21 protein-coding genes, 1 tRNA gene and 1 pseudogene are annotated in these 26,538 nt (G+C 31.9%); 9 read left to right on the plus strand and 14 right to left on the minus strand.

The genetic code is table 11. The annotated features are described in order from the left end of the window. Positions 1-322: 322 nt before the first annotated feature. Positions 323-4,402 (minus strand): DNA translocase FtsK, encoded by a 4,080-nt coding sequence (locus LS73_RS05185; protein ID WP_052089553.1) that lies wholly within the window; start codon positions 4,400-4,402, stop codon positions 323-325. A gap of 84 nt (positions 4,403-4,486) precedes the next feature. Between LS73_RS05185 and LS73_RS05190 the strand changes: the two genes are divergently transcribed. Beyond that, positions 4,487-5,956 carry a hypothetical protein gene (locus LS73_RS05190; RefSeq protein WP_034557636.1) on the plus strand — a complete coding sequence of 490 codons (1,470 nt, stop codon included), beginning with the start codon at positions 4,487-4,489 and terminating at the stop codon, positions 5,954-5,956. A 41-nt stretch (positions 5,957-5,997) separates the two neighbouring features. On the opposite strand, the gene LS73_RS05195 is transcribed toward LS73_RS05190, so the two are convergent. Further along, a complete protein-coding gene (locus tag LS73_RS05195) occupies positions 5,998-7,158 on the minus strand; it encodes a UDP-N-acetylglucosamine--N-acetylmuramyl-(pentapeptide) pyrophosphoryl-undecaprenol N-acetylglucosamine transferase (protein WP_034557635.1) in 1,161 nt (386 codons plus the stop codon). A 176-nt stretch (positions 7,159-7,334) separates the two neighbouring features. Here LS73_RS05195 and LS73_RS05200 point away from each other — a divergent pair, with 176 nt between their 5' ends. From LS73_RS05200 to LS73_RS05225, 6 genes are all read left to right on the plus strand, one after another. Next, a complete protein-coding gene (locus LS73_RS05200; RefSeq protein ID WP_034557634.1) occupies positions 7,335-9,032 on the plus strand; it encodes a S1 RNA-binding domain-containing protein in 1,698 nt (565 codons plus the stop codon). Between the two features lie 22 nt (positions 9,033-9,054). Next, positions 9,055-9,555 (plus strand): hypothetical protein, encoded by a 501-nt coding sequence (locus LS73_RS05205; protein ID WP_034557632.1) that lies wholly within the window; start codon positions 9,055-9,057, stop codon positions 9,553-9,555. A gap of 59 nt (positions 9,556-9,614) precedes the next feature. Next, positions 9,615-10,049, plus strand: coding sequence for a CoA-binding protein (locus LS73_RS05210; protein ID WP_034557630.1), 435 nt, complete (start codon positions 9,615-9,617; stop codon positions 10,047-10,049). A gap of 542 nt (positions 10,050-10,591) precedes the next feature. Beyond that, positions 10,592-11,035, plus strand: a complete 444-nt coding sequence (locus LS73_RS05215; protein ID WP_138069994.1) for a TonB-dependent receptor plug domain-containing protein — start codon at positions 10,592-10,594, stop codon at positions 11,033-11,035. After that, positions 10,980-11,639, plus strand: a complete 660-nt coding sequence (locus LS73_RS05220; RefSeq protein WP_138069995.1) for a TonB-dependent receptor — start codon at positions 10,980-10,982, stop codon at positions 11,637-11,639. The genes LS73_RS05215 and LS73_RS05220 overlap by 56 nt, the downstream gene beginning before the upstream one ends. Further along, positions 11,617-12,666: a TonB-dependent receptor domain-containing protein gene (locus LS73_RS05225; protein ID WP_034557629.1), complete on the plus strand. Its 1,050-nt coding sequence runs from the start codon at positions 11,617-11,619 to the stop codon at positions 12,664-12,666. The genes LS73_RS05220 and LS73_RS05225 overlap by 23 nt, the downstream gene beginning before the upstream one ends. 348 nt (positions 12,667-13,014) lie before the next feature. Here LS73_RS05225 and LS73_RS05230 read toward each other — a convergent pair whose 3' ends face one another. The 10 genes and pseudogenes from LS73_RS05230 to LS73_RS05275 all read right to left on the minus strand — a co-directional run bounded on the left by LS73_RS05230 (position 13,015) and on the right by LS73_RS05275 (position 22,790). Further along, positions 13,015-13,494, minus strand: coding sequence for an outer membrane beta-barrel protein (locus LS73_RS05230; protein ID WP_158654941.1), 480 nt, complete (start codon positions 13,492-13,494; stop codon positions 13,015-13,017). A 311-nt stretch (positions 13,495-13,805) separates the two neighbouring features. Further along, positions 13,806-14,994, minus strand: a pseudogene (locus LS73_RS05235) (multidrug effflux MFS transporter). Between the two features lie 406 nt (positions 14,995-15,400). Continuing rightward, positions 15,401-15,477: transfer RNA gene (locus LS73_RS05240), tRNA-Pro, on the minus strand. Between the two features lie 97 nt (positions 15,478-15,574). Further along, positions 15,575-15,784 (minus strand): hypothetical protein, encoded by a 210-nt coding sequence (locus tag LS73_RS09925; protein ID WP_034557624.1) that lies wholly within the window; start codon positions 15,782-15,784, stop codon positions 15,575-15,577. Between the two features lie 12 nt (positions 15,785-15,796). Continuing rightward, positions 15,797-16,663 carry a prolipoprotein diacylglyceryl transferase gene (lgt, locus tag LS73_RS05250; RefSeq protein ID WP_034557622.1) on the minus strand — a complete coding sequence of 289 codons (867 nt, stop codon included), beginning with the start codon at positions 16,661-16,663 and terminating at the stop codon, positions 15,797-15,799. A gap of 109 nt (positions 16,664-16,772) precedes the next feature. Continuing rightward, positions 16,773-17,828 (minus strand): AI-2E family transporter, encoded by a 1,056-nt coding sequence (locus LS73_RS05255; RefSeq protein ID WP_034557619.1) that lies wholly within the window; start codon positions 17,826-17,828, stop codon positions 16,773-16,775. 362 nt (positions 17,829-18,190) lie between these two features. Further along, a complete protein-coding gene (gene ftsH / locus LS73_RS05260) occupies positions 18,191-20,092 on the minus strand; it encodes an ATP-dependent zinc metalloprotease FtsH (protein WP_034557617.1) in 1,902 nt (633 codons plus the stop codon). A 39-nt stretch (positions 20,093-20,131) separates the two neighbouring features. Beyond that, on the minus strand, positions 20,132-21,346 hold the full coding sequence (locus LS73_RS05265) for a 50S ribosomal protein L11 methyltransferase (RefSeq protein ID WP_052089550.1): 1,215 nt from the start codon (positions 21,344-21,346) through the stop codon (positions 20,132-20,134). 9 nt (positions 21,347-21,355) lie between these two features. Further along, on the minus strand, positions 21,356-21,877 hold the full coding sequence (locus tag LS73_RS05270; RefSeq protein ID WP_034557615.1) for a type II secretion system protein: 522 nt from the start codon (positions 21,875-21,877) through the stop codon (positions 21,356-21,358). Positions 21,878-21,881: 4 nt separating this feature from the next. After that, the gene (locus LS73_RS05275) at positions 21,882-22,790 is read right to left on the minus strand and encodes a hypothetical protein (protein WP_052089549.1); all 909 of its coding nucleotides are present in this window, start codon (positions 22,788-22,790) and stop codon (positions 21,882-21,884) included. A gap of 67 nt (positions 22,791-22,857) precedes the next feature. Between LS73_RS05275 and LS73_RS05280 the strand changes: the two genes are divergently transcribed. Then, complete coding sequence (locus LS73_RS05280; protein ID WP_034557613.1) at positions 22,858-23,790, plus strand: thiamine-phosphate kinase; 933 nt, start codon at positions 22,858-22,860, stop codon at positions 23,788-23,790. A gap of 32 nt (positions 23,791-23,822) precedes the next feature. Then, positions 23,823-25,334, plus strand: coding sequence for a peptidase U32 family protein (locus LS73_RS05285; RefSeq protein WP_034557610.1), 1,512 nt, complete (start codon positions 23,823-23,825; stop codon positions 25,332-25,334). Positions 25,335-25,470: 136 nt separating this feature from the next. Here LS73_RS05285 and LS73_RS05290 read toward each other — a convergent pair whose 3' ends face one another. Further along, complete coding sequence (locus tag LS73_RS05290; protein ID WP_034557607.1) at positions 25,471-25,884, minus strand: RrF2 family transcriptional regulator; 414 nt, start codon at positions 25,882-25,884, stop codon at positions 25,471-25,473. Positions 25,885-25,896: 12 nt separating this feature from the next. Continuing rightward, entirely contained in the window at positions 25,897-26,532 is a 636-nt protein-coding gene (locus tag LS73_RS05295) for an NYN domain-containing protein (RefSeq protein ID WP_034557605.1), read from the minus strand. Positions 26,533-26,538: the final 6 nt, after the last annotated feature.

The raw sequence follows: 26,538 nt of genomic DNA on the forward strand, positions 1-26,538 counted from the left end.
GTTCAGTATCTGCTACAACAAGTTTTACACTTAAGTTTTATTAGTGCTATTGTTTAATCAAATGGGATTTTAGACATTTTTCTACTGATTGCTTGTTTATTGTAGTTATTTTTTTGCATATGCAATTTAGAGTTATATGAAAGCCTATTTTATTCATCATGATATGGTTATATAAATTATCAAGTTTACTTTGATTTGCAAGTTAAGAATCTCTTTTGTAACAAGCTATTAATCCATAAAAAACCTCTAAATTAATTATTTTTTGCCTTCGCACCTCTGCTTAAATATTATTTGATGATCCTTTATAAATAAGGCTAAAAGACTAAGAGCTAAGAATGCTTCGTTCTCCTTTTGTATTTGGAGCAGATACAAAACCCTCTGCTTGCAATGCTTCTATAAGTGTTGCTGCCTTATTGTATCCTATGCTTAGGCGTCTTTGTAGATTGCTAATTGATGCTTTATTGTCCCTTAGAATAATGGCTTTTGCTTCTTCAAGAAGCCCCGAATCTGCAGATATTTTATCTATGAATCCTGCGTTATTTTGTTTTTGCTCGCTTAGGAAATTAGCATCATATTGCACTGGTCTTTGCTGTTTAATAAAATACACAATACTCTCAATTTCTTGTTCGCTTACCCAAGGAGCATGTATTCTTTTTAGGGAATCCACAGATTTAAATAATCCATCTCCATTACCTAGTAATCTCTCTGCACCAAATTCATCAAGTATAACTTTAGAATCTGTTTTATTCCCAACGCGATAACTTATTCTTGATGGTAGATTTGTTTTTATAAGCCCTGTTACAACATCTACGCTGCTTCTTTGTGTAGCTACAATTAGATGCATACCAGCGGCGCGTCCCATTTGCGCTATGCGAGTGATTGAGGCTTCTGCGTCTTTACCACCTGTCATAATCAAATCTGCTAATTCGTCAATCACAATTACAAAGAATGGCATACTAGATTCTGACTTCTCATTATATGAGTGTATGTTTTTCATTTTTGCATCAGATAGAATCTTGTAGCGTTTATCCATTTCTACAGTGGCAGCGTAAAGGGCTTGCACCGCCTTATCTGGTGCATTAATAATTGGGGTAATCAAATGAGGTAAGTCTTCATATGGTGCAAACTCAACTTGTTTAGGATCTATCATCATTAGCTTTAAGTCATCTGGACTATTGCGATATAGCAATGAAAGTATAAGCGCATTTACCCCTACTGACTTACCACTACCTGTTGTGCCTGCCACAAGTAAATGAGGCAATTTTGCTAAGTTCTCTATAACAATATTGCCCATAATGTCCTTACCAAGAGTTATACTAAGTGGATTTGCAGAGTGTAAAAATGCACTTGATTCAAGCACATCTCTAAGGTATATTGTTTGTGCATTACCATTTGGAATCTCAATTCCAATTACATCTTTACCGGGTATTGGAGCTTGTATTCTAATGCTTTTTGCTTTGAGTGCCATGGCCAAGTCATCTTGCAAGCTTTGCACTTTGTTTACCTTTACATCTGGTTCTGGACGAAACTCAAATGTAGTAACTACAGGACCAGTAAACACTCTGACTATATCGCCCCTTATCTTAAATACATGTAGTTTGTTTAATAAATTAGCTATTTTGCTATCAATCTCTATGTCCTGAATTTCCTCTTGATGTTTTGGTAACTGCAAAAGTGATAGAGGTGGGAATTTATACTCTTGCATACCATCATATTTTTGTGTTTTATCTTGTTGAATTTGATTATGTTCTGCATTGTTATGCTTTATATTGTCATATACTTGCGTATTTGAAATATTGGGCTCTTTGTTATTATTTATGTAATCATTTTGTGCTAAATCATAATTTAGTATATCTTGCTCCATACTCTTGTTTGCTTTGATATTTTTATTAGAATTATGATGCTGCTTCGTATATACTTCTGCATATTGATTTGTGGTATTGTCTATTTGATGTTCTTTTGTTTCTTTACTTTGTTCTGTTGTATATGCTGGGATTGGTGCAATGGCTAGATTACTATTCATTGATTTAAGATCAATGCTTGGCATTGTTTGATTTGATATATAGTTTTTTGTTATTTCATTATTTGGTAGGAACTGTTTAGCAATTTCTTGTATGCCTTGTTGTGGTGTAATAATTGGTGTGATCTGTATATTTGAATTTCCATGCTCGCTTATATTTAATTTGTCATTGTTTTCACTCAAACTTTGGGTATATGTTAGATTTGGTTTATTGTCGTTGTTTGTCTCATTCTTTTTATATGTTTCATAATTATTAGAATCTGCACTTGTATTTTGAGCATTATCGTGATTTTTGTTTATATTTTCTTCTGTAACTAATGGTTTGTTATAGAGTTTTTTTTTAGTATCGTCGCTAATTTGTATATCTAATTTGCTGTTATCTACATCTTTAGTATCTTTTAGATTTATTGACTCTTCTTGTTTGTGCATATCTTGATTTATGCTTTGTATAGCTTCTTTGTTATTTATATCTTTTAAGTAATCTAGTGTGTTAGATTCTTGTGTTTGGCTGTCTTTTGAGTTTAACTCTTTAATATTTTTATCTATTGGCTTTATTTCTTCGTTTTCATTTTGGTTGTAGCTATGGTTTGCAAGAATCTCAATTGGAGATGATGTTGATTCTATATATATTGGGCAAGATTCATTGTTAGTTGAATTATGACCATCAAGTAATAAATCTTCATCGGATAGATCTGTAAAACTATCGCCTATGTCATTAGCTGTAGTTTGTTTCACATCATTTTTGTTTGTTTCACTGGATATTGGGCTAGTATATGTGTGAATGTAAGGTTTTCTTAGTGACTTTGTTTTGTTCTGCTCATTTGTGGTGAAGATGGAGTTTGATCTTTGATTTGCTTGTGTATATATGATGCTTGGTTTTGTAATGTTTTGAACATTGGAATCTATTCTTGTTTGGTTTGCTGATTCTAGGTTGTGTCCTATTTTAGATTCCATTTTTGGTTGTATCTTTGTGGCAGAGTATTTTATTTGATTAGATATTGCTTGCTCATCATGGGATTTATTTATAGTTTTTGGAGATTCTTCTATGTTTTGTTTTATGCTTAATTCTATATTGGGTAATATTTTTGGATTTATTGTTGTATTATCTTGTTTTAGCTTTACTTGTTTTTTTATAGATGAAATATTTGTTCCCTCACTATATAAAACTTCAACCGTCTTTGGTTGTGGTTGCAAATTCTTGGAATCAAGTTTCATTTCTACAGGTTTTGAAAAGCTCTTTATTGTAGATTCTTCTATGGCTGGTTTTACATATTTAGCTGATATATCCATTTGTTCATCTATTGGCATTATTGGAATGTTATCTTTGTTTGTTGATAGTTTATGAAATCTTTTTAGCAAATCATCTGCTTTTGTGTAGATGTCTTGTGTTCTTGGTAGATAGTCCTTTGTTAGAGTGTCGACTTTTTGTTCCATGCTGCTTATATTATAATGCGGGGTGCTCATTGTTTTATTTGAATCTTTTTTTGGATTGAATAAGATCTTACTCATAGCATTGTCATATTTTATATTATTCGCATCTTGGGCTTGTTTTGTATTCGATTCTGGACTTATTTTATTGTTTGCTTCGGTCATAGATGATTGATTATTTGCTTCTTGCACCTTAGCCTTTATGTTATTTTGAACTAAAGGTATTTTTGCATTATCGTACCATATATCATGAGAATTATATTCTATTTCTCTATGATTTAAATCTAATGGTGTCATTTCATCTAATGGCTTTTCAATAAGAGGTTCTTTAAAAGCATATTTGTTATTTGTGGTCGTTTGCCTCTCGCTATATTCTGAGCTAAATGTCTTTTTGCTTCTTTTTTGTATGTAATTTAGCTTAATTTTTTTTAATGTCGTTTGTATTTTTATAATAGATGATTTCCAAGAATCAATACTCATACCAATCCTAGCACTAAGATATTTTTGCATAAATGATATACTTCGTCTCCATGTCATAAAAAAAGTCGCGCACATTAAAAGCAATACAAGAATAACTACTCCTATAGTGCCAATATATGGCATTAGCATATTGCATATTCCATTGCCCAAGATTCCAACACCAAAGATTAAAGATTGCAAAATGAGTAGCGATAAAAAAAACAATAGCGTAGCAAATGTTAGTTGTATCTTTCGAAATGAATATTCTGTGTTGTCATATAGTTTATAAAGCGGAAATAACAACAATGGTAAATATATATAAGCTATATAGCCAAATGCTTGGACGTTAAATATTGCAAATTTATTACCAAAACCATCAATTTTAAAGAACTTATTTTGGACTTGAGTGCCCTGCAAACCTATGTTTGGGTCTGTGTAGCCTAGTATTATTGTTATCCACAAAAATAAAATCAAACAGCTAATAAAAGCAAACATATATATTTTTTTTATTGTGAAATCCTCTTAGTTTTTGTGTAAAATTATAGCACAACATATCTTATAAGGCATAGGGAGTCTATAATGCACGGGAAGATTACGCGCTATACAGCAACTACTGGCTCTGGAGTCATTATGAATGCCTCAAAGAAAATATTTGAGCTTAAGAAGGAGAGTTGGCATGATGGTAGAAATAGGCCTGCTGTTGGAATGTACGTGGAATTTAGAACGGGTGATAATGGAATCCAAGTAACTGATGCTAGAGCCTCTAAGTATCAGGAGTTTCCACCCGATGCTCTAATTCGTGAGATAGACTTTTGGAAGAGCAATACAGATGAAGAGCTTAAAAATAAAGAGGCAGAGCTAAGGGCTAGGGAAATTCAAAAGATTTTCGCGCAGACAAATTACCTTAAAATTCAAGAAATAGAGCTTGATAGAAGTGTTCAAGATTGCATTAAGGAGTATTTTGCATTAGAGCTAAAAAGCGTTGAGTTTTTGCAAGAGTTAGATATTGCTTCATTAGCTCCTATTATAGATTTTTCTATATGTAAGAGGTTTTTAAACAAAGCATTGGATCATTTAATATTTTCAGATAGGAAGTTAAATATAGATATGTTTGCCGAGTTTCATGGTAGGCTAGGGACATTGGAATATTCTCATACTTTCTTTAGTAAAAATGATGTTAATCCACAAAGAGTTTTTGAAGAAGCATTTTTAGAGTATCAGCTTCATTATAAGGGTGCAATACGCGCATCAAGTGGAATTAAAGAGCGCATTATGCAGTTGCAAAATAAAATACGAACTACTGCTCATGATATTAAGGTTATATACAAGAGGATAGAAGCGAAGAAAGGTGACGAAAACGAGTTAAAAGAAAAAATGGCTAGAATGAGGGCTAATTCAGATAAGGCTCATGAGGAAGTCAAAACTCTTACAAGCGCATCAGAAAATCTAGATAATTTGTGCAAGGCTTTTTCAGAAAAGAATTTAAAGATATTTGAAGCTGTTTTCCGCAAAACCATGAATATGCTACGAGAAAAGACTGAAGAAGCTCTAAACGTAACCGCTACACAGCTAGATAATCAAATCTGGGAGCTTGGTATGAAGTCTGTATCAATTCGTAATGTTTTTTTCAAACATAATATTAATGAGCCGTATTGTATGATGACATTCTTGGGTCAGACTATAAAGAAGCTTGATAAAGGCAAAATTACAGCAGCAAACGAGCAAGCAATGTATCGCTATTATACCAGTCATCAGTTAAAATATGTTAAGAGATTTCTTATACTCACCAATCAGGCAAAGGTGGAAATAAGTGTTAAGATTGACATTATGAGTCAAAGCAAGAATAATAATGTAGTAATAGCTAAAAAAGATTCTGAATTCTTTAGAGAAATTAATAAAACAAAATTTCAAGAGATACTAATAGATCCAACAGGGCTTGATAAAAATGCTATTAGCCGATTGCTAGCCGACACGAAAGAATCAAAACACAACCAAGATTCAAACATTATTTTGCTAACAAAGGAACAAATCTCTCAAATGAAAGAATAGCAAATAGTGCTTCTAGCTTTATAGATTTTGTATTATCAGGCTCAATTGTTTATGTCTTGTATTACTCTGTTTATTATTTCTTTTGCTCCATCTCTTTTTGCATGATTTATTAGATTTTTTGAGCATTGTTCAAGTGGATAAGATATAATCTCTTCTAGTAGCTTTTGTGTTAAGTCATTATTCCGGTAACATTCTTTAATTTGCTCTTCAACATATAGTATAGCTAAGTCTTTATCACTTAAAAACTTTGCATTGAAGTATTGATGATTTTTTGCTGCGTATGGATATGGTATAAATAATGTGGGAAGTCCATTGCTTGTTAGCTCCCAAAGGCTTGATGCTCCAGCCCTGCTTATACAAAAGTCGCTAATAGATATTATATTTGCTAGCTCACTACTAAAGTCAAATAATATTACTTCTTTTTTTAACTTAGTTTCATTGTTGGCTTTTGATATATAATCTTGCATTTTAGATTCTTTACTGCTATTTTGATTTAGTTCTATATCTGGCATTTTTGTGCTAAATCCTAGTTTTTGATATTCTGTTTGGACTCTTTTATAATCAGCTTTTCCTGTTTGATGTATAATCTTTATACCCTTCTCATGGCATGAAATAGCTAATGCTAATGCTAAATCATTAATCGCTTTAGCTCCTTGTGAGCCACCTAAAAATAGTATAAAATTCAGGTTTTTCCTCACTCTTTGTTTGTCAAAAAAGATTTCGTTTACAGGATATGGAGTTATTATTGAATTGTTGAATGTGAAACTAGAGAAAAATAAATTGCAAAATGGTTTTAGCAATTTATTAAGAGAGCCTATGAAAGCATTTTGTTCGTGTATAAATAATGGAATTCCACCAATCAAAGAGCCAAACCCCCCACTAGCAGCGCAAAATCCTCCGACGCTAATGCAAGCACTAGTGTTTAGATCTTGCATGATTTTTTTTGCTTTTTTTGCTTGGATTATATTTTTGCCAAGAGCTTTAAATTTATTTAGTCCTCTTTGATTCACAACTGGAACAGAATCTAGGAAGAACATGTTATCAAATATATTGCCTCCATAAAACCATTCTTTATCTTGACCTCTTGTCCCACCTATATATAATGTATTAATGCCTTGTGCTTTGCAAGCTATGCCTAATGCCTTAGCTATGGATAGATGACCACCTGTCCCGCCTCCCGTAATTGCTATAGTATGTTGCATATACATCCTTAAGAAAAATTAATTGAATAGTCAATACTTTTATGGCAGAATAAAGATATGCATCTTAATTGCATAAATGCACATTAACTTAACAATATAAATTACATGCTTTTTATGCAACTTCAAAAGAAAATTATACTAAAATATATAAACTATTATAATATTAAGGGTAACTGATGTTAGTGAGACCAGAGAAAATTGATGAAATGTATCCGAATGTGGGAAAGGATTTTGCAGAAGTATACCATTATTCTGAAAAAGAAGATGATTTGAATATTTTAAGGGAAGGTAAGATTGTTAGGATTGATGAAGATTCAGTGATGGTAGATGTCCAAGAGAAAAAAGAAGGACGCATGGACATTAGAGAGATAAAAGATTCTGAAGGCAATCTATTATTTAAAGTTGGTGATACTATCTTAGTTCATATTTCAAAGAGAGGTAGCTTGCGAGTCTCGCATAAGAAGGCTTTGCAGTTTCAAAAAACTAGCGAAGAAATAAAGGCATTAGGAGATGATTATAAGGATAAAATTGTAGAAGGAGTTATAATTAAGAAAAATAAAGGCGGTTTTGTTGTTAGCTCTGCTAGCGGTGTCGAGTATTTTATGCCGCGTTATTATGCTGGGCTAAAAGATGATGTTAAACATGAGGGCAAAACCATCAAAGCATGTATTATAGATGTTAATCCAGAAATATGCTCTATTACTATTTCTAGAAGGAAGTATTTGGGTATCCATTCTGATATTCAAAAAGAGCATGCAAAGAAGCTTATTGAAAGTGGATTAGCTTATGAAGGAGTTGTTAAAAGTATTCAAAAATTTGGTGTATTTGTAGATGTTGGTTGTGTTGAGGGATTGGTTCATGTTACAGAGATTAGCCATAAGGGTCCTGTAAGCCCATTTAAGATTTATAAGGTTGGTGATATAGTTCAGGTTAAACCTGTATCATTTGATGAAGAGAGAAATAGGCTTTCATTATCAATTCGTGCCTTATCAGAGGATCCTTGGAAAGATATTGATAACGAGATTAAAGTTGGGTATGTTATTCGTGTTACGGTTAGCAATATAGAGTCTTATGGTGCATTTGTTGATTTGGGTAATGATATTGAAGGGTTTTTGCATGTTTCAGAGATGTCTTGGGAGAAAAATATAAAAGAGCCCAGGGATTATTTGAATGTTGGAGACGAGATTGATGTTGAGGTAATTGAGATTGATCCGGTTAATAAGAAATTACGCGTTAGCCTTAAAAAATTACAAGATAAGCCTTTTGACGCGTTTGTTAAGAGTCATAAAGTTGGTGATATATTAAAAGGAAAAGTAGCTACGCTTACTGATTTTGGTATGTTTGTTAGTGTGGGTGAGGTAGATGGGTTGGTTCATAATGAGTATGCCTTTTGGAATAAGTCTAAAAAATGCAGAGATGTGTTTCATGAGGAAGATGAAGTAGAAGTTAAGATTCAAAAAATAGATAGAGTAAATGAAAAAATTTCTCTTAATATGCGTGATTTAGAACAGTCTCCTATTAGTAAGTTTGCTCAAAAATATAAAATAGGAGATGATATTAGTGGTAATGTTATTAGCATTAAGCCATTTGGAGTTTTTATTAGTATTGATGGCGAAGATGTAGATGGCGTAATTCGCAATGAAGACTTAGGTAGTAATATTGATAAAGAAAATATGAAGATTGGTGATAAAATTGACGGTGTTTTGGTTCATATTGACAAGAAAGCTAATAGGATTCGTGTTTCTGTGCGTAAGTTGTTAAAGAAAAAAGAACAACAAGAATTAAGAGAATATAATTCTTATGAAAAAGTTGTATTAGGTGATGTATTAGGTGATCTTAAAGAACAATTACAAAATAAAGATAATCAATCTTAAGTAAATGTAATAGGCTTAACGCATGATTAAGGGTATTATTATAGCTTTAGGTTTTGTTGTTGTTATAGCTGGTTCATATAGTGTTTATGCTTTTTATAAAAAATTGCAAAATAACGATGTTATGATAGAAGAGTCGCCTGTGATTATCCCTTCAAATGAGGGATTTATTACACCTCCTAGAATTCAGATTTCTAACAATAAGGAGTGGATTCAGAATACAGAAAAGGTTTCAAAAATTTCTACTTTTCAATTTCCCGCAAATGTTCTTGACATTTCTATAGATGTAAAGAAAGAAGTGGATATAAAGATAGATCCAACTAAAATAGTAGTTAAAAACCTTGATGATTATAAATTCTTTTGTCTAAATGAGATATTGCGGCAGAAACGTGTTGATTTTTCATATTTTAAGAATGAAAATTCATTACATTTATTGCTTTTTATTCCTGATGAGACAAAACGAAAACTATTATTGAAGGATTTTGAATATTATGATATAGAATATGAGGTTGGTGTTAAGGCATAGTTATTCTGCATGAATTTCACCGATACGATAATATAGCTTTATTAGAGGATAATTAATTAATGCTAAATAATTCACAATCAAAGACGATAGTCGATATTATAAAAAAATGTAAGAATATAGCAGTTGTTGGACTAAGCCCAAATCAGAACAAACCTAGCTATGAGGTTAGTAAATATTTACAAGAAAGGGGATATGAGATTTTTCCAGTTTATCCTAAAAAATGTGTAATTTTGGGGAAAGAATCAGTTTCAAGCATTAGAAAAATAAACGAAAATGTTGATTTAGTGCTTATGTTCCGCAAAGGTGAATTTGCTACTGAGCTTATAGATGATATAAGTGCTAAGGGAATAAAGAATTTTTGGTTGCAACTTGGTATTACAAATGATAATGTTCGTCTTTTATGCGAAGAGCTTGGTATTAATTTTGTCCAAGATGCATGTATCAAAATAGAGATTAATAAAATGGAAATTGATAAACAAACCGCAAATCAATAATCTATTAGCCTTGTAATTTACTCTAAATTTATCAAATCAATCTAATGACACTTTTTTAACTCTCTTTTTGTTTAATATGTCTGTCTTTATTTGCTGAAGTAAATTTACCTTTTTATGAATTTAGTTTCTAGAATTTTTTATACCAATTTCACATAATTTAGCTTTTGATTATTACATTCATTTTATTGATATGATGATATTTTTTTACTGCATTTATTATTTTTATAGTAAATAGATTTTATTCTTTAGCCATTAATCCTAAAAGTATTTAAGTTAATTTTAATCTAAAGTGTGTTGCTAAACCTAATAATTAAATTATACAAACAATTATTAATATTTAAATTATAAACTATTTATTTTTATTCTTAAGATTATTATTATTTTTTTATGATTATAATTTTGAAATAGTTTTTATGAAAATCTAATTATAGTGAGGAGTTTATAATCATGTATGTATGTAGTAGAAATATACATAAGTTAAAAGTATTTAGTTTTTGTTCCTTGTTTATTATTGCTCAATCTTAGCAGATGACGATATTGGGATGGACAAATCTCAACTCCAAAATTCTAACAAAGATGATAATCAAGTTAAATATCGCTTAGATTCTGTTGTTACAACTGCTACTGGTTTCGCACAAGACAAAAAGGATGCCCCCGCATCTATTACGGTAATTCCACAAGAGGAAATTATTACGCGGCCTATTAATGATTTAGGTGATGCAATACAAGATGTTCCTGGCGTTTTTGTTGAGGCTACAAAAACAGGTCAAAATCAAATTACCATGCGTGGTTTGGGTGCGGCATATACTTTGATTCTAATTGATGGTAAGCGTCAAAATGTCAATGGTAGCTTTGATGCCAATGGCTTTGGCGGAGCATTCTCTAGCTTTATGCCTCCTGTATCTATGATAGATAGGATAGAGGTTATTCGTGGTCCGGCATCTGTGGTATATGGTGCTGATGCTATGGGGGGGGGGGGTAGTTAATATTATTACAAAGAAGAATCCTCAAAATCTCACAGGTAGTGTTATGTTAGAGGCAAATATCCAAGAGCAAAGGGAAAACTGGGGAGATAGTTATGGAACTAATACTTATGTAGCAGTACCGATCATTAAGGATAAATTATCATTTAACGTGCGTGGGGGATATAAATATCATTTTGCCAATGAGTTTAAGACACCAACTGTAACAAATAATGCAGGCAACCCATTCTTTGGTCATGCTCCTGGTAGGTGGTATAGCTGGAATGCTGGTGCTAGGATTGATTGGATTATTAATCCAGAGAATACTATATTCTTTGATGGTGAATACTATCACATTACCAATACAACTCTAAATACTTCTGCACAATCAGTTTCTGCTACTAATGATTTTAATAAGGCAAATACAAGCGTGAATCATGAGGGTGCATATAGTTGGGGTAAGACAAATAGCTATGTTCAATTTTCTGACACACAAAGGATCCCGCATATCACCACTGGTTTTGGCAATGTAAGCGGTCTGCTTAATTATAACTCTATGCGGAGAAATCAAGCCATAGCACTTAGCTCTATGTTTAATCAGGATTATGACTTTAGTAGTTGGGGGTGATTTAGGTGTTACAGCTGGTGTTTATTATTACTGGGAAAGGTTGCAAGTCGCGGCTAATAAGGTGGATAGAAATATGCATCAATTTGCAATCTTTGCCGAAGGACAGTGGTTCTTGACAGATCAATTTTCTACCACACTAGGATTAAGATATAATTATGCAAATCTTTATTCCACTATACCTAATCCTAGATTCTATCTAAATTATAATCCAACTAGTTGGCTAACGTTAAAGGGCGGTATAGCAGGTGGTATGCAAATACCTGGCTTAAATGAGAGCTTTGATGGTGTGGATATATCTGTAGGGCGCAGCACCGTTTATGCATTTGGAAATCCAAAACTAAAAGCTGAAAAATCTTGGAATACTGAATTCTCTGCTATTTTTGATACCGATCCTGTGTATGTAGTTGGCACTGTATTTTTCACATATTTTTTAGATCAAATCCAAAGTATTAGCGTAACAGGTGGGCAAAACGTATTTGTGCCAATAGTAAATCAAAATTGCCCAGATAGTGCTACTTGCACCGTTTTCAATAATGTAGATAAATCTTTTATGGCTGGGGTAGAGTTCTCCTTGCAGACTAAGAGTTATTATGGTTTTAGCCTTGATGCCTCTTATGGCTTTATATGGACAGAGCAGTTATCTGGCTCTTTAAAGGGAGAGCCAGTAAATAGCATTCCTAGACATAAACTAGTTGGCAAGGTCAACTATAAGTGGGAGAATCTGCATGCTTATCTAAGATTAACAGGTAATTATCAAACACCAACTCTAGCGAATGCGGGGAATGCAAGAAGCAATGTGCGAAATATTGTAGGCTATTTTTATAAGGATTATACATTGGTTGATTTGGCTGTTAGCTACAAGTTGTTTAAGCTTTATATGTTAACCTTTGCAATCAATAATCTATTAAATCTTAATTTTATAGATTTCTCTAAATTTACTAATAATAACACAACTACTTATCAGAACAATTATCAGAGATTTTTACCCGGTAGGAATTATTGGTTTAGTTTGAAAGTAGATTTCTAGGATTATATTATCTATGCCATTTTAGCTATTTTTATTATAAAGCCTTTTTTCTATTACATAGATTTGCTTAATGTTATTAGGAAAATAACTTAAATCTTTGTAATGTTAAAGTCCAAAATTAACTAAGATAAAGAAAGCTCTCTGTGTAGACTCTGGGTAATCTAAAATATATATTTTATACTTCTTTTAACCTTTTATGAATTTATCTTGATGCTCTTATGGGGCATCAATATATTAAATTTGTATTGGTAATTGAATAAGGTTATGATATAGGCACTTTAATCCATTTAGATTAATTTTTACTTTCATTGCTCTATCATAAATATAGAATCTTATATCATCTAACCTTTAAAAATAACCAGTAAAACGTAGATAAAATTGTCTTGAAACAATATTCATTTTTGCATTAGGATCGATATATGTTATCTGATTAGAAGTAGGAAGTTTAACGCCAATCTCTGCTGCAAGTCTGCTTTTTGTATAAATAAGTCGATAGGCAATATTAAATACAGCAGATACCTTTAATGTGCTGTCTTCTAAAAATGTTATTTTTTTATTCCAAAAAACAAATTGAGGTCCTACTCCTAATGCAATTCCATGTGAAAAATTTGTTAGATTTATAAAATTCCACAATAAATCTATATTTATTGCGACATCATTGAAGCTATTTGTCCACTCTGTTTCACATTTTGTTAATTTACAATGTTCTATACCGGAAAAATTAAAATTAGAATCTACGTAAGCTCTTAATCCTATATTACCGTTAAAGAAGAACTTATATCCAACTAAAAATCCAGCACCTATAGCAGCAAAATTATTTTTTTTCACCGGTAATAAACCCCTCAGTAGTCCTATTTATACTTGCTACAGACAATGTTAATCCAACCAAAAAGCCATTTCTTCAGTTCCGCTACTATATTGTCCCTCCGTCTCGGCTCCTATTACTGTGTTGATTAAGGACATAAGAGCAATGCCCAAAATTATTTTTTTCATCTAATTCTCTCCTCTAAATAAATTATTTTATTATTTTTACTAAAAATTATGGTTTTTGTTAAATTTTTTTTCATAATTTTGAAACTATTTCGTTTATCATGCTTATTTATGATGTGAAATATATTTTATGATTTAAGCCTTAGTGGTTACTTTTTCAAACTAAAAAATACTGCGCTACCAAATAGTATTGCGCCAAACATCATGATTGCTAGTAACAGCGGTGTATTTGCTCCAAATACCCCAACTAGGAAAGATATGATTCCAGCTAGGCTAAATTGTGTTGTCCCAAGGATTGCCGATGCCATACCTGAACATTGCTTAAATCTTGCCATAGCAAGAGTGGTTAAATTTGGCAATAGGAATCCAAGCATGGATATTGTTGTAAAAAGCATAAGTTCAAATGCGATTAAATATATATTATTAGAGCTTAAGAACAGCGAGTAATGCCATATTATTCCTACCAAAACAAGCAATGCAGCAAATATACACATAGCAATAAAGGCATTCTTTGATATGGTTGCAGGACTTGATTTAAAGACTATTTTAGCATTAATGCTAGAACATATTACAAAGCCAAAAGCATTAATTGCAAAAATAATTCCATATGCGTTTCTACTCAAGTCAAAGACATTAATAAATACAAATGATGATCCTGTTATGTAGGCAAACATAGCTGACATAGCAAGAGCACCCCCTATTACATAGCTCATAAAAACCCTATCAAGTAGAATCATCTTATAGTTACTTAGTATTAGGAATATTTTCCTCAAGTAAAAAAATAATTGATAAAAAGATTCCAATACCAAACAGAAATAATATAAAAAATATGCTTTTCCAAGAGAAGAATTCAAGCAATATTGCCCCAATGGATGGCGCAAGCATAGGTGCTAAAGATGATACCACCATCATAAGAGCAAATACTCCTGCTGCTTCTTGTAAGTTGAATTTATCATTTACAATAGCCCTTGCTATTACAACTCCTGCACAACCACCTAGTGCTTGGAAAAATCGCAGCACAATAAAAGCATATATAGAATCTATAATCATGCAACCAAAGCTAGATACAATAAATAGCATTATGCCAATGTATAGCGGTTTCTTGCATCCAAATATATCGCTTAATGGACCATAGATTAATTGCCCTAGCGCAAATGCTACAAAGAAGCTTGCAAGTGATAGCTGTGCGTAAAAATCATCGACTTCAAAACTCTTGCTAACATTGGGTAATGCTGGTAGATACATATCTGTAGCAAGTGGAGCAACGCTTGACATGAACGCTAACATGGATATTAGCTTTACCTTTTCCGTGCCTTTAATAGTGGCTATATTTGACATACATGTCCTTATATGCTTGTTTATATCGCAGAGATTATAAAAAATATTTGTTAAAACTTAATCTTAGCATCTGCATATGTTTTGCTATGTAGTTGAGTTTACTATATATTTATATTTGATTTATTTTTTACTAGGATTCAATGTATAAGTTTGTATAGCTTAAATTAACTATTTTATAAAAATGTTAATATTTAGTTTAATCTATAATTATATTTTGTAATTCTAACACAAATTTTTGTGCTATGTTATATCAAAAATATATTTTAAGCAATAGGTTTTATATTACCAATGAAAGATATTACATTATTTTTAAGATTGAAATATGAATATTTTTAGAAATAAATATAGTGCTAAAGTAGAAAATTTAGAATCTATTTTATTAAATATGATTTAGAAGAGTTTACGATGGTCGGAGTAGCGGGATTCAAACCCACGACCTCACCCACCCCAAGGGTGCGCGCTATCAGACTGCGCCATACTCCGAGTTAATAAAGTATTTTATCATAATGTCTATTGCTTTGGCAATATTTCGTATATTGCGAAACTTTATTTAAATAAGCTTTGTATATATTTATGCATATTATTTTTTCTTATAGCTTTTTCCTTTATTAAATAAGTATAAAAATATACATAGAGATAAGCCAAGCACTAATATAATTGTGCTAAATGCCTCAAAATATGAGAATGGTGCACTTAAGTCAAAGACCTTAAAGCCAAATATATTAAATCCATTACATTTAAAATTATTGAATGCATATATAATGAATATTAACATTGAAGTATATGTCATCAGTATTCCTTATTATTTATTTGTCTTATTATTCATGGTATTGACTTTTTTGCTTGGATATATATACCACCAAAGCAAAATTGCAAATATCATCATAATAATGCTTAATATCTGCCCCATACTAAGATGTAAGAAGTAATATCCCATTTGAGAATCTGCCTCTCTTGAATACTCTGCTAAGAATCTTGCAGCAGCATAACTAAGCGCATAAATTACCATTAGCATTCCTTTCGTTTTTGCTTTATACAAGAAGAAATATACTATCAAGAATACCACAATCCCCTCTAAGAAAGCTTCAATAAGTTGACTTGGATAACGCAGCGCACCGTCTACATAAATGCCAATACCCTTAAGCCATTCTTGTTCTATCTCCCTGCCGTATAGCTCTTTATTTAAAAAGTTTCCTATACGTCCAAAGACATAACCAAGCGGCATGCTAATTGCGGCTAAATCCAATAATTCGCATGCAGTAGTCTTTGATAGTTTCTTGAATCTATAAAATAAAAATGAGGCAATCAAGAATCCCAACACAGCTCCATGGAAGCTCATTCCAGCTATGCCTACAAATTCTCCATTTACATATGGATTGAAAGCTTGCCATGGTTTGATTATATAATATATGAAATCATCTGTATATATGAATAGATAGCCAAATCTCGCTCCTAATACAATTCCTACTTCAATCCATATAAAATAACTATCAAGTAGATTAGAGCTAATATTTTTAAATCTCTGATTTGTATTAGCAAAATACTTTGCTATGCCAAACCCAAGTAATAAGGCAGTAATGTAAGCTAAGCCATACCAATGTATACTAAATCCAAATATCTCAAATGCTATTGGGCTAAAATGTGAGTATATATTATTCCAAGTATTCATAATATGCCTTTTTTATTACTACAAGTTAAAGTATTTGTTTGCTTGTATGTAAAATTCTGATATTTAGTTTTTGTGATAAATAATATATTTAGATTCCGTTTTGGTTTTATCATTTTTCAATCCTAAATAAGAAATCTCGTTCATATACTCTTAGTAAGGCTATAAATAGAGCGTTGATTGCTGGTCCTATGATTATTCCCCAAAATCCAAATGAGCCTATACCTGCTAGAATTGCGAAGAATATAAGAAATTCGCTGATTTGCAATGGTTTTTCTAATAACTTGGCATTAACAATTCCTATAATCCAAGGTTTAAGAAGATTATCAATAATAAATCCAATAAATATAGCACTATATAATACTAGTATTATTGCTTCCTTTGTATCTCCATTTAGATATAATATTATACTTATAGGTAACCATACAATTACACCTCCAATAATTGGTATAAGAGAGCAAATTCCATAAATAATCCCAAGTATTACGCCATGAAAACCAAACATATATGTAATAATGCCAAATGCGCTTCCTTGCAAGACTACATTAAAAATCGTAGATAGAAATACTATTCTTAATGTGCCGCTTACTTCATGTGAAACTTGGTTTATTTGTTCTGCGCTAAATGGAAGTAGCTTTGTTATATATGAATAAGCCATTTGTCCCCAGTGTAGAAAAATGAATACGAAAATTATGATGACAAACCCATCTAATATAATATTAAAACTACCTTGTCCTAGGGCTGTTGTATATTTTAGAATCATTGCGGAAATTTTTGCTGGTGAGAACTCACTTATATATGATGCTATATCTTCTAATGGCAATCTTTCTTGTAGCTCGGGTATAGATTGAAATACATTAATTATATGTTCTTTAGCTATGTAGAATAGATTTGGTAAATTATTCCAATCTGTATCTCTTATTATAACTACTGTGTAGGAGAGTATAAATCCAAGAGGTATAAATATAAAGCATATTATAAAAACAATGATTGATAATGACGCTAGGATATCGTATTTTAGAAGCTTTTTTAATGGGGCTTTAATCCAAAATATACTTATGCAAAGTAATAATGCAATGATCATATCGGGTATATAGGCGTAATATAACGTTCCTATTGCGCATAAACACATGGTAAATATGATTGTAAAAAATATCTTAGTTTGCATGAATAGACCTTAATAGGTTTTATGCGATAATTAATTATAATTGACTGCTATCTACTTAAGGAATTTAGCTTTTTACTAATTCTCCATTTGTAACATTTTAGTATAGCTTGCTTTTATTATCTGAATCTATATTGCTTGTTACATAATTTTATGGTTAAAATATTCTGTTTTTAAGACTTATTAGTTATTGAATGTCTTAATACTAATCCAAATATGAATTATTAATTCGCATTTTTGTATTAAGTATGTATTGAAATTTCCAAACTCATAAGCGATATTTCACATCTTTATAATTTAGATTATTAAACATTAATAAGATAATCCAAAATCCTATCAAATCTATGAATTTTTGTATAAAGTTATTATCCTTCCTCTAGCGGTATTAATCTAGTGTCTAAGTTATTTTCTTTTTCATAGTTGGCAATGATTTCTCTTACTCTTTCGCCTTCTATGACTTCTTTCTCTAATAATTCGTTTGCCATAGATTCTATAGCACCTTTATAGTGGATTAGAGTTTGCTTTACATGCGCATAATGTTCTTCTAGTTGTTTTTGAATATATTCGTCTATTTTTTGTGCGGTTTCATTGCTATACTCCCTAGTATTACTGCCTCCCCCTAAGAATCTATTTCTTGCTGTAAAATCCTCTAATACCATCAGTCCAGAAACATCAGTCATACCATAATACACTATCATATTTTTAAGGATTCCAGTAGCCCGTCTCAAATCATCAGACGCTCCATTAGATATTTCATCTAAGAAAACATCCTCTGCGCCTCTACCACCTAAAAGCACATCAATAGTGGCTAACATCTCGTGTTTTTGCTCTAAGTGCCTGTTTTCCTCCGGTGTGTGCAATGTATATCCTAAAGCTCCCATTCCTCTTGGGATAATGGAAACTTTGTTTACTCTATGTGCTCCCTTTGTAACTTCGCCCATAAGCGCATGTCCGCTTTCGTGGTATGCGACAATCTTTTTTTCTTTAGGTGATAATCTGCGAGATTTCTTTTCTAATCCTATCATGGTCCTTTCCATAGCCTCTTTGAAATGTCTATGTGAAACTTCTTTTTGGTTTTCTCTACCTGCTAGTAATGCTGCTTCATTTATGATGTTTGCTAAATCAGCACCAGCTAGCCCAGCAGTAAATTTTGCGACTTCAGTTAAATCTACATCTTTAGATAACTTTACTCCTTTAATATGCACTTTAAGAATATCAATTCGACCTTTGAAATCAGGTGCATCTACAAGTACTTGTCTATCAAATCTACCAGGTCTAAGTAGTGCAGGGTCTAGAACTTCAGGTCTGTTTGTAGCTGCTAATACTATTACTGGTGCGTTGCTGCCAAAGCCGTCCATTTCTGCTAAAAGTTGGTTTAGTGTTTGTTCTCTTTCATCATTTCCTCCAACCATTGAGCCAGCTGCACGACTTTTACCTATAGCATCAATCTCATCTATAAAGATAATGCTTGGAGCTTCTTTTTTTGCTTTCTCAAATAAATCTCTCACACGACTAGCACCAAGCCCTACAAACATTTCAATAAAACTGCTACCACTCATTGAAAAAAATGGCACATTAGCCTCACCAGCTACTGCTTTTGCAAGTAATGTTTTACCTGTGCCAGGAGGTCCAACTAGTAAAACGCCTTTTGGAATCTTAGCTCCTACAGCCGCATATCGATCTGGGTGTTTAAGGAAATCAACAACTTCTACAACTTCTTCTTTTGCTTCCTTATTCCCAGCCATATCATCAAATCTAACATTAGGTCTTTCGGCATTAATTAGCTTGCTTGCGTTTCCTAGTCCAAACATTCCTCCACTCATGTTTTTTTGCATACGGCTAGTCATAAACATCCATATAGCAACGATTATAAATATAGGCATAAGCCAACCTAGCATGTCTGTAAAGAAATTTTGCTCACTAAAGCCACTATACTTAATTTTATATTCATCAAGTAGTGGTATTAATGTCATATCCTGAACTTTTTTTGTTGTGTAGTAAATTGTAGGATGTGCATTTACACTTATAGCTTTAATTACTGTTTGACCGATTGATACACTTTGTATTTGTCTACTTTTTATTAATTCCTTAAATTCCGAATACTCGATTGTTTGACTTATACTATTGCCTCCCAAACGTCCAAATAGGCTTGCATCGTCAGGGGAGAAAAATTTAAAAATACCGAATGCTAAGATACCCAAAACTATAAAAATAAGAATAGAGTTCTTATTGTTTGGTTTTTTGTTGTTCATGTCATTACCCGCCATATCTTCTCTCTTAATTTACAATAAAACCTAATAATTATATTACCCTTTTATAAACTTTAAGGATACCCATTCGTCAATTTGCTGTTTTTCTATAAGCCTTAAAGGTTTAAATGCGTTAATAATTTTATCCTTAGAATCATCAAGAATCCCAGATAATATCATAGTCCCTCTAGGCTTTAGACATTCTATTAACTTCTGCCTTAGTAGCAACAAAACAGAGCTTACAATATTGGCACATATGCAGTCATATTCGTTTGGCAATGTGATGTCTTTTTTCTTTATATTGGAACTTTTGCTTATGTTTTGTATGTCTGCTTTGTGGTATGGTGTAGCTATTTTTCTACCTATGGATTCTAGGCTTCCTTGCCATATTGCTTCGTATGTTGAGTTATTTTTATAGAAATTTTGACTTGATTGCGCGCATGCATATGAGTCTGTATCACAAGCATATACTTTTGCCCCCAACTTTGCGCCTATAATGGATAATATGCCACTTCCACAACCTACATCAAGCATAATTTTTCCTTCTAGTTTAGTCTTACTTAAAAACATAATGCACATGCGAGTTGTTGCATGATGTCCGCTACCAAAGCTAAGAGATGGCTCAATTATTATTGTTTGAAATAAGTCTGGATTTGGTTTATATTCTTCTTTTATATTGGCTATAAATTGTGCTTTTTTATCTTTATGCCAGCTTGGTGATATATAAAATTGTCCGCATATAATAGGCTGTATGCTGTTTTTATATTCCTTTATCCAATCTTTATTTGGCACTTTGAATATATGCACTCTTACTTGTTCTTCTTTTGATATATCATAGAATCTTAGTTGTCGATTTTGCCTTGATTCTATAATTTTTGTTCTTGTGATTATATTTTTAGCTCTTGTGGTTGTCCTTATTATGTAATCTTGATTTATAAACGGGTTATTTCTTTTTTGCAGTAGTTTTAGTCCAATTTTAGAATCTAGGCTATTTATAGCTTTTGTTTCAGTTGGAATAATGAGCTTTTTTACTGTGTAAAAGCTTGGTCTATATTCTTTATGTATAAACTTTATTGTTGTTTGTTTGTTATCAGACATATTTAGGATATTTGAATATGCTTGTTGTATCTCTTTTAGTATGTTTAGTATTTCATCAAGAGGTTTGTTGCTGCGCCAAAGTATATTTGATTTTGATATGGATATTTTATTATTATCAAGTTTTTCTCCAGATAATTTATGTGCTAATACATGCAAGTTTCTTGATTTTTTCATAATTTTTCCTTATTTGTAAAAAATTTCTATGTTATCTAAAAGCAAATGCTCGTCTATACATTTATTGTTCTTGCTTGTATCCTTTATGCAAAGCCTGTAAGATAAGATTATTTCATCTTGCGCATTTTTATTGGTGCTTGCTAGAAATGTCTCTACTCCTTTTAATAGTAGCTTATCATTGAAATATAATTCGCTATTTATTAGTTTTATTGTTTGAGGTGTGGTTTTCATAGAAATATCCATGAAGTTGGCATTTTTTGCTGGTAAGAATAGGGCATTATAGGCATCATATTGCAGCGTATTACCTGAAATAATAATTGAATCTATCTTTGCTAGATATAGATGCTTATTGATGAATAGTTGTGTTTCAAATAGCGAGCTTTGTTTTAGTAGGAATTTATGTAGTGCTTTGTTTTGTGATTGCAAAGATTGTATATTTCTTAATAAAGCTGTGCTTATTAGCCCTATTATTAGAATTACAAACAGCATTTCAATAATGCTAAAAGCTTCTTTATATAGTGCTTCTCTCATATCCTTAAAGCTCTTGTGGTTCTAACATTTCTAGCTCTAACATTTTTTTTTGCAGTCTTGCATTTTCTAGTCGTCTATCTTCAACCTCTTTGGCAATTCTTTCCTCATCCTTTTTTAGATTCCATAGCACATTAAGCGAAGTTGCACCAAAAAACAAATATCCGATATATAATCCAGTAAAGCATGCAAGCATCCCCACACCAATGAATATTCTTTTAGAATATAAAATATAATCAATTGATTTGCTTTGATAATTTGCCTTGATAGTTGACACTAAATCTAAATCATTTGCATCTAGTATTTCATCTATTTTAGAATTCATACCAGAGTCTTTGACTTTAGAATCCTTAAGATATTTAGTAGAGTTTTGTTCTAAATCTTCTTCCTTTTCCATAGAAGTAGATTCTTTTGGAGAATCTTTTTCTATATAATCTTCATTTAAGTCTTTATCTAAATCATCTTTTATAGGATCATGGCTACTAGTAAAATCTTTGCCTATTTCTTTATCATCTTTTTTATTTTCCTCATACTCTAATTCTTCTTGCTCTTCTTGCTGTGTTAAACTAGATTCTAAGTCATTGCTAAAATCTTGATTAATATTTTGTGTGATTTGCCCATTTTGTGCAAATACCTTTGATTCTTGATTGGAATCTTCAACTTCTATTAAGTCTAAGGTTTTGCTTTGTATTAAAAAAGGACTTTCATCATAATTTGAATTGTTTAGCTTATTATTTTGATGTTCTAGTTGATTATATTCTTCTATATTTGTTGTGCTATTTGGTATTATTGATTGTGATGATTCTTTGTTAGTTTTTTTTCTAGCGTCTATAATTGTGGTTTCATCGTTTGTATTTATTGTTTGTGGTTTTTGTGTGGTTGATTGTATAGAATTGTCATCTCTTTGGATTGACATTTTCCTTTTCCTTAATTCTATTTTTATAATTATAACACATTGGAATCTAACCATAAGGAGAACATAGATGGATATAGAATCATTTTTCCTAAATACATTGCGCCAAAGCAAAATAATAGGCAACTTAGATGATGATTGTGCATTATTAAGGACGAAGCCAATAACAAAAAAGGGTAATCTAATTATAGCTACGGATAGCTTTATAGAGGGCTCTCATTTTTTATTATATGCAGTTAAAACACAGTGGATAAGTTATAAAAATTTGGCAAGGAAAGCCTTTTTAATCACCATATCAGACATTATTAGTTCTGGTGCAAAACCATGCTTTGCTCTTTTAGCGATTACATTGCCTAGTTACATTAATAAAGCTAATATAAAAGAAATTATAGATGGCTTGCAAGAGATTTGCCTTGAATATCAAATTATGCTTATAGGTGGAGATACTATTAAAGGAAGTGGACTTGGATTCCATGTAACAATTATGGGTGAGCTACAAGGTAGGTATTTAAGCAGAAGAGATGTTTTATGTGGTGATTTGCTAGCTTATACTAGCATTCGCAAAGGAAATTTGGGTAGGAGCTTACAATGCTTAAGAAAACTTTTACGCTATGAAGTTGAGCTTTCTAGTGTTAATAACTCTGTTATAGAATCTTCTAGCATTCAGGCAAGGTTTATTAATCCAGTTTTACGTGCTAAATTTCTTTTTAGGGCGCAAAAGTATATTCACGCTTGTATGGATATTAGTGATGGTTTAGGTATGGAGATACATAGATTGCAACATATAAACAATCTAGGGCTATGCCTTTCAAAGGATTTTAAGGCTAAATCTTCAAGTAATGTTTACCAAAGTGGAGAGGAATATGAGCTGCTTTTTAGCTTCTCTCCTAAAGATTTGTTATGTATAAAACGTATTGCAAAACTTTGTCGCATAGATTTACATATTGTTGGAAGATTTGCTAGGCTTAGTAAGCAGAGATTTCATATTATTACATGGCACTAATACAATCCCAAAAAGCAAAATAAAGGAAAATTATGAGTTTGGGCTTTACTACACAACAAAAAGCATATAAAAAAGCACAACTACTTTCACCAGCAGGCAATCTTAGCAAGATGAAAATAGCCTTGCATTATGGTGCGGATGCTGTATATGGTGGAGTTAGTCATTTTTCTTTGAGAAATAGAGCTAGTAAGAATTTTAGTTATGAGGATTTTAGGCTAGGAATTGAATATGCGCATGGACTAGGGAAGAAGGTCTATGTAACGATCAATGGATTCCCGTTTAATTCACAAATTGATAGCCTTAAGAATCATATTGCAAAAATGCGCGATTTATCACCAGATGCATTTATTATTGCAGCACCCGGTGTTGTAAGATTGGCGCGCAAGATTGCACCAAATATTCCTATTCATCTATCAACACAGGCAAATGTGCTAAATGTTCTTGATGCTAGTGTATATTTTGATATGGGTGTTAAGCGAATTGTTGCTGCTAGAGAGATTAGTCTTAATGATTGCATAGAGATTAAGAAGGTTTTGCCAGATTTAGAGATTGAGATATTTGTGCATGGTAGTATGTGCTTTGCTTTTTCTGGTCGCTGTTTAATTTCTGCTTTGCAACATGGTAGAGTGCCAAATAGGGGAAGCTGTGCTAATGATTGCAGATTTGATTATGAATATTTTATAAGAGATAAGAAAAATCAGAATCTAGTTGAGTTTAACCCACAAGAGCTTTATGTAAGGAATCCAGATAACAATATGCTTATGCGATTAGAACAAGAAGAGGGCATAGGCACGCATATTTTCAATTCTAAAGATTTGAATCTAGCGAGTCATATTCATGATATTTTAGAATCAAATGCCATTGATGCTCTAAAAATTGAGGGGCGCACTAAGAGTAGCTACTATGCTGCTATAACTGCTCGCACATATAAGCTTGCAATGCAAGACTATTATGAAAACACTAAACGTGAGAATCTTTATCAATACGAATTGCACACATTAAAGAATAGGGGCTTTAGCGATGGATATATTGTGCATAGACCATTTCAAAGGTTTGATACTCAAAATTTCCTTAGTGCTATTAGTGATGGTAGTTATCAAGTTTGTGCAGAAGTAGATGAGAGTGGAAAATTTTTCCTTTGCAAGCATACTATTAGAAAAAATGATTGGTTAGAGATTATTTCCCCTTTAGAGTGTTATGCTGGCTCAAATTTTAGCCTTAGTTTTCCATCTAAATCTATGCTTGATTCATATAGCAATAAAGAAGATTACATTAAGGAATCTTTGCTAAAGGACAATGTGCATAATACGACAACTAATACATCTAATAATGTGGATTTTATGAAAGAAGAATTTTGTCATTTAGGTGAAATAAAAAATGACATAGGTCAGATTATTTGCATTGAGGATAGATTCTATCTTAAGCTATTTAAAATTTTGACTGCAAGCGGAAGAGAATTAGAATCAATTCATAGTGGTAACACTAATGCTATTGTGCTGCCTACTCGTCTTCCCGCTTTTAGTTTTTTACGCGTAAAGATATAATTTTGTAGTTTTAATGATTCTTATATTTTTATTGTAGGTATATTGTCAACTAGTCTATTATCTACCAATGGCTATTTATGATTCTAAATCATATACATTTTAGCAATACTAGTTAATGCTTTGCTATCGAATTTACCTAATGTTTATTTGTGGTTAGCAAGTCTGATAAATGATATTTGCTAAATTCCTGAATGAACGCATCACGAGCATTTTTTACTACAACTTTCAAGTTACAATCAGCATGATATGGACATAACTCGCCTATATCTTGTTTTAGGCAATCCACTATATGAATATTATTTTCTGTGTATAATAGGACTGATTCTAGATTGATTTCTTTTGGCTGTTTGGCAAGCTTTATGCCGCCCTCTCTACCCTTAAATGATTCTATGAAATGCCCTCTTGATAGCTTATGAATAATCTTTTTTAGGTGATTTTGTGATATTTGTAGCTCTTTTGCCATTTGCTCTACAGTGTTTAATCTATCATTATTTTCTGCAAGATATATAAGGGCGCGAAACGCATAATCACTAAACTTTGATAACTGCATAATATTCCTTATCTAGTCATTTTTACCTTGCAAATGGAGAGCACTTTGGACATATTCTATGATCTCATCACAGCTCCTAGAACGTAATAAATCTGAATGTTTAATTAAACTGTGGTTAATTTCAAAGCCATTCTTAAGGTTTGCTAAAATGGTTGTCATGCCATTTGTTCTTGCGCATTTCATCGCTGGAATGAGATCAATATCTTTAGAAAAGATCATAATTCTATCAGCTAGTTTGTTGTATACAATATGGGCTATATCTAGTCCTATTAGCATATCAACTTGCTTTTGAATGATTATTGGATGGCCATGTGAATCTATTCCACGAAACTTAGACACCCCAAGCCTTGTCGCGACAAATGGCAGTCTTACAATATCATCTAAGAATTGTGTGATTTGAGCAACTTTTTTGTTGTGTTCTTCTTTATTTTTTTCCAAGAGTTTTTCTTCTAGCGGCTTTGCTGTGTAGAAGAAAATCTTCTTAAGCCGCTCTTCTTTTAGCAGGAATGAATGAATGAGGGCTATGACATGATATGCATTATTGTAATCCATGGTAACTTCATTGAATGAGGTATATTGTTGATCTCTGTGAATCTTTTTAATTTCATGTCGTAAATTTTCCCAATCTACAAAAATTACTGTGTCCATATTATT

The organism is Helicobacter muridarum (genome assembly GCF_000765805.2).
GTDB classification, from domain to species: domain Bacteria; phylum Campylobacterota; class Campylobacteria; order Campylobacterales; family Helicobacteraceae; genus Helicobacter_A; species Helicobacter_A muridarum.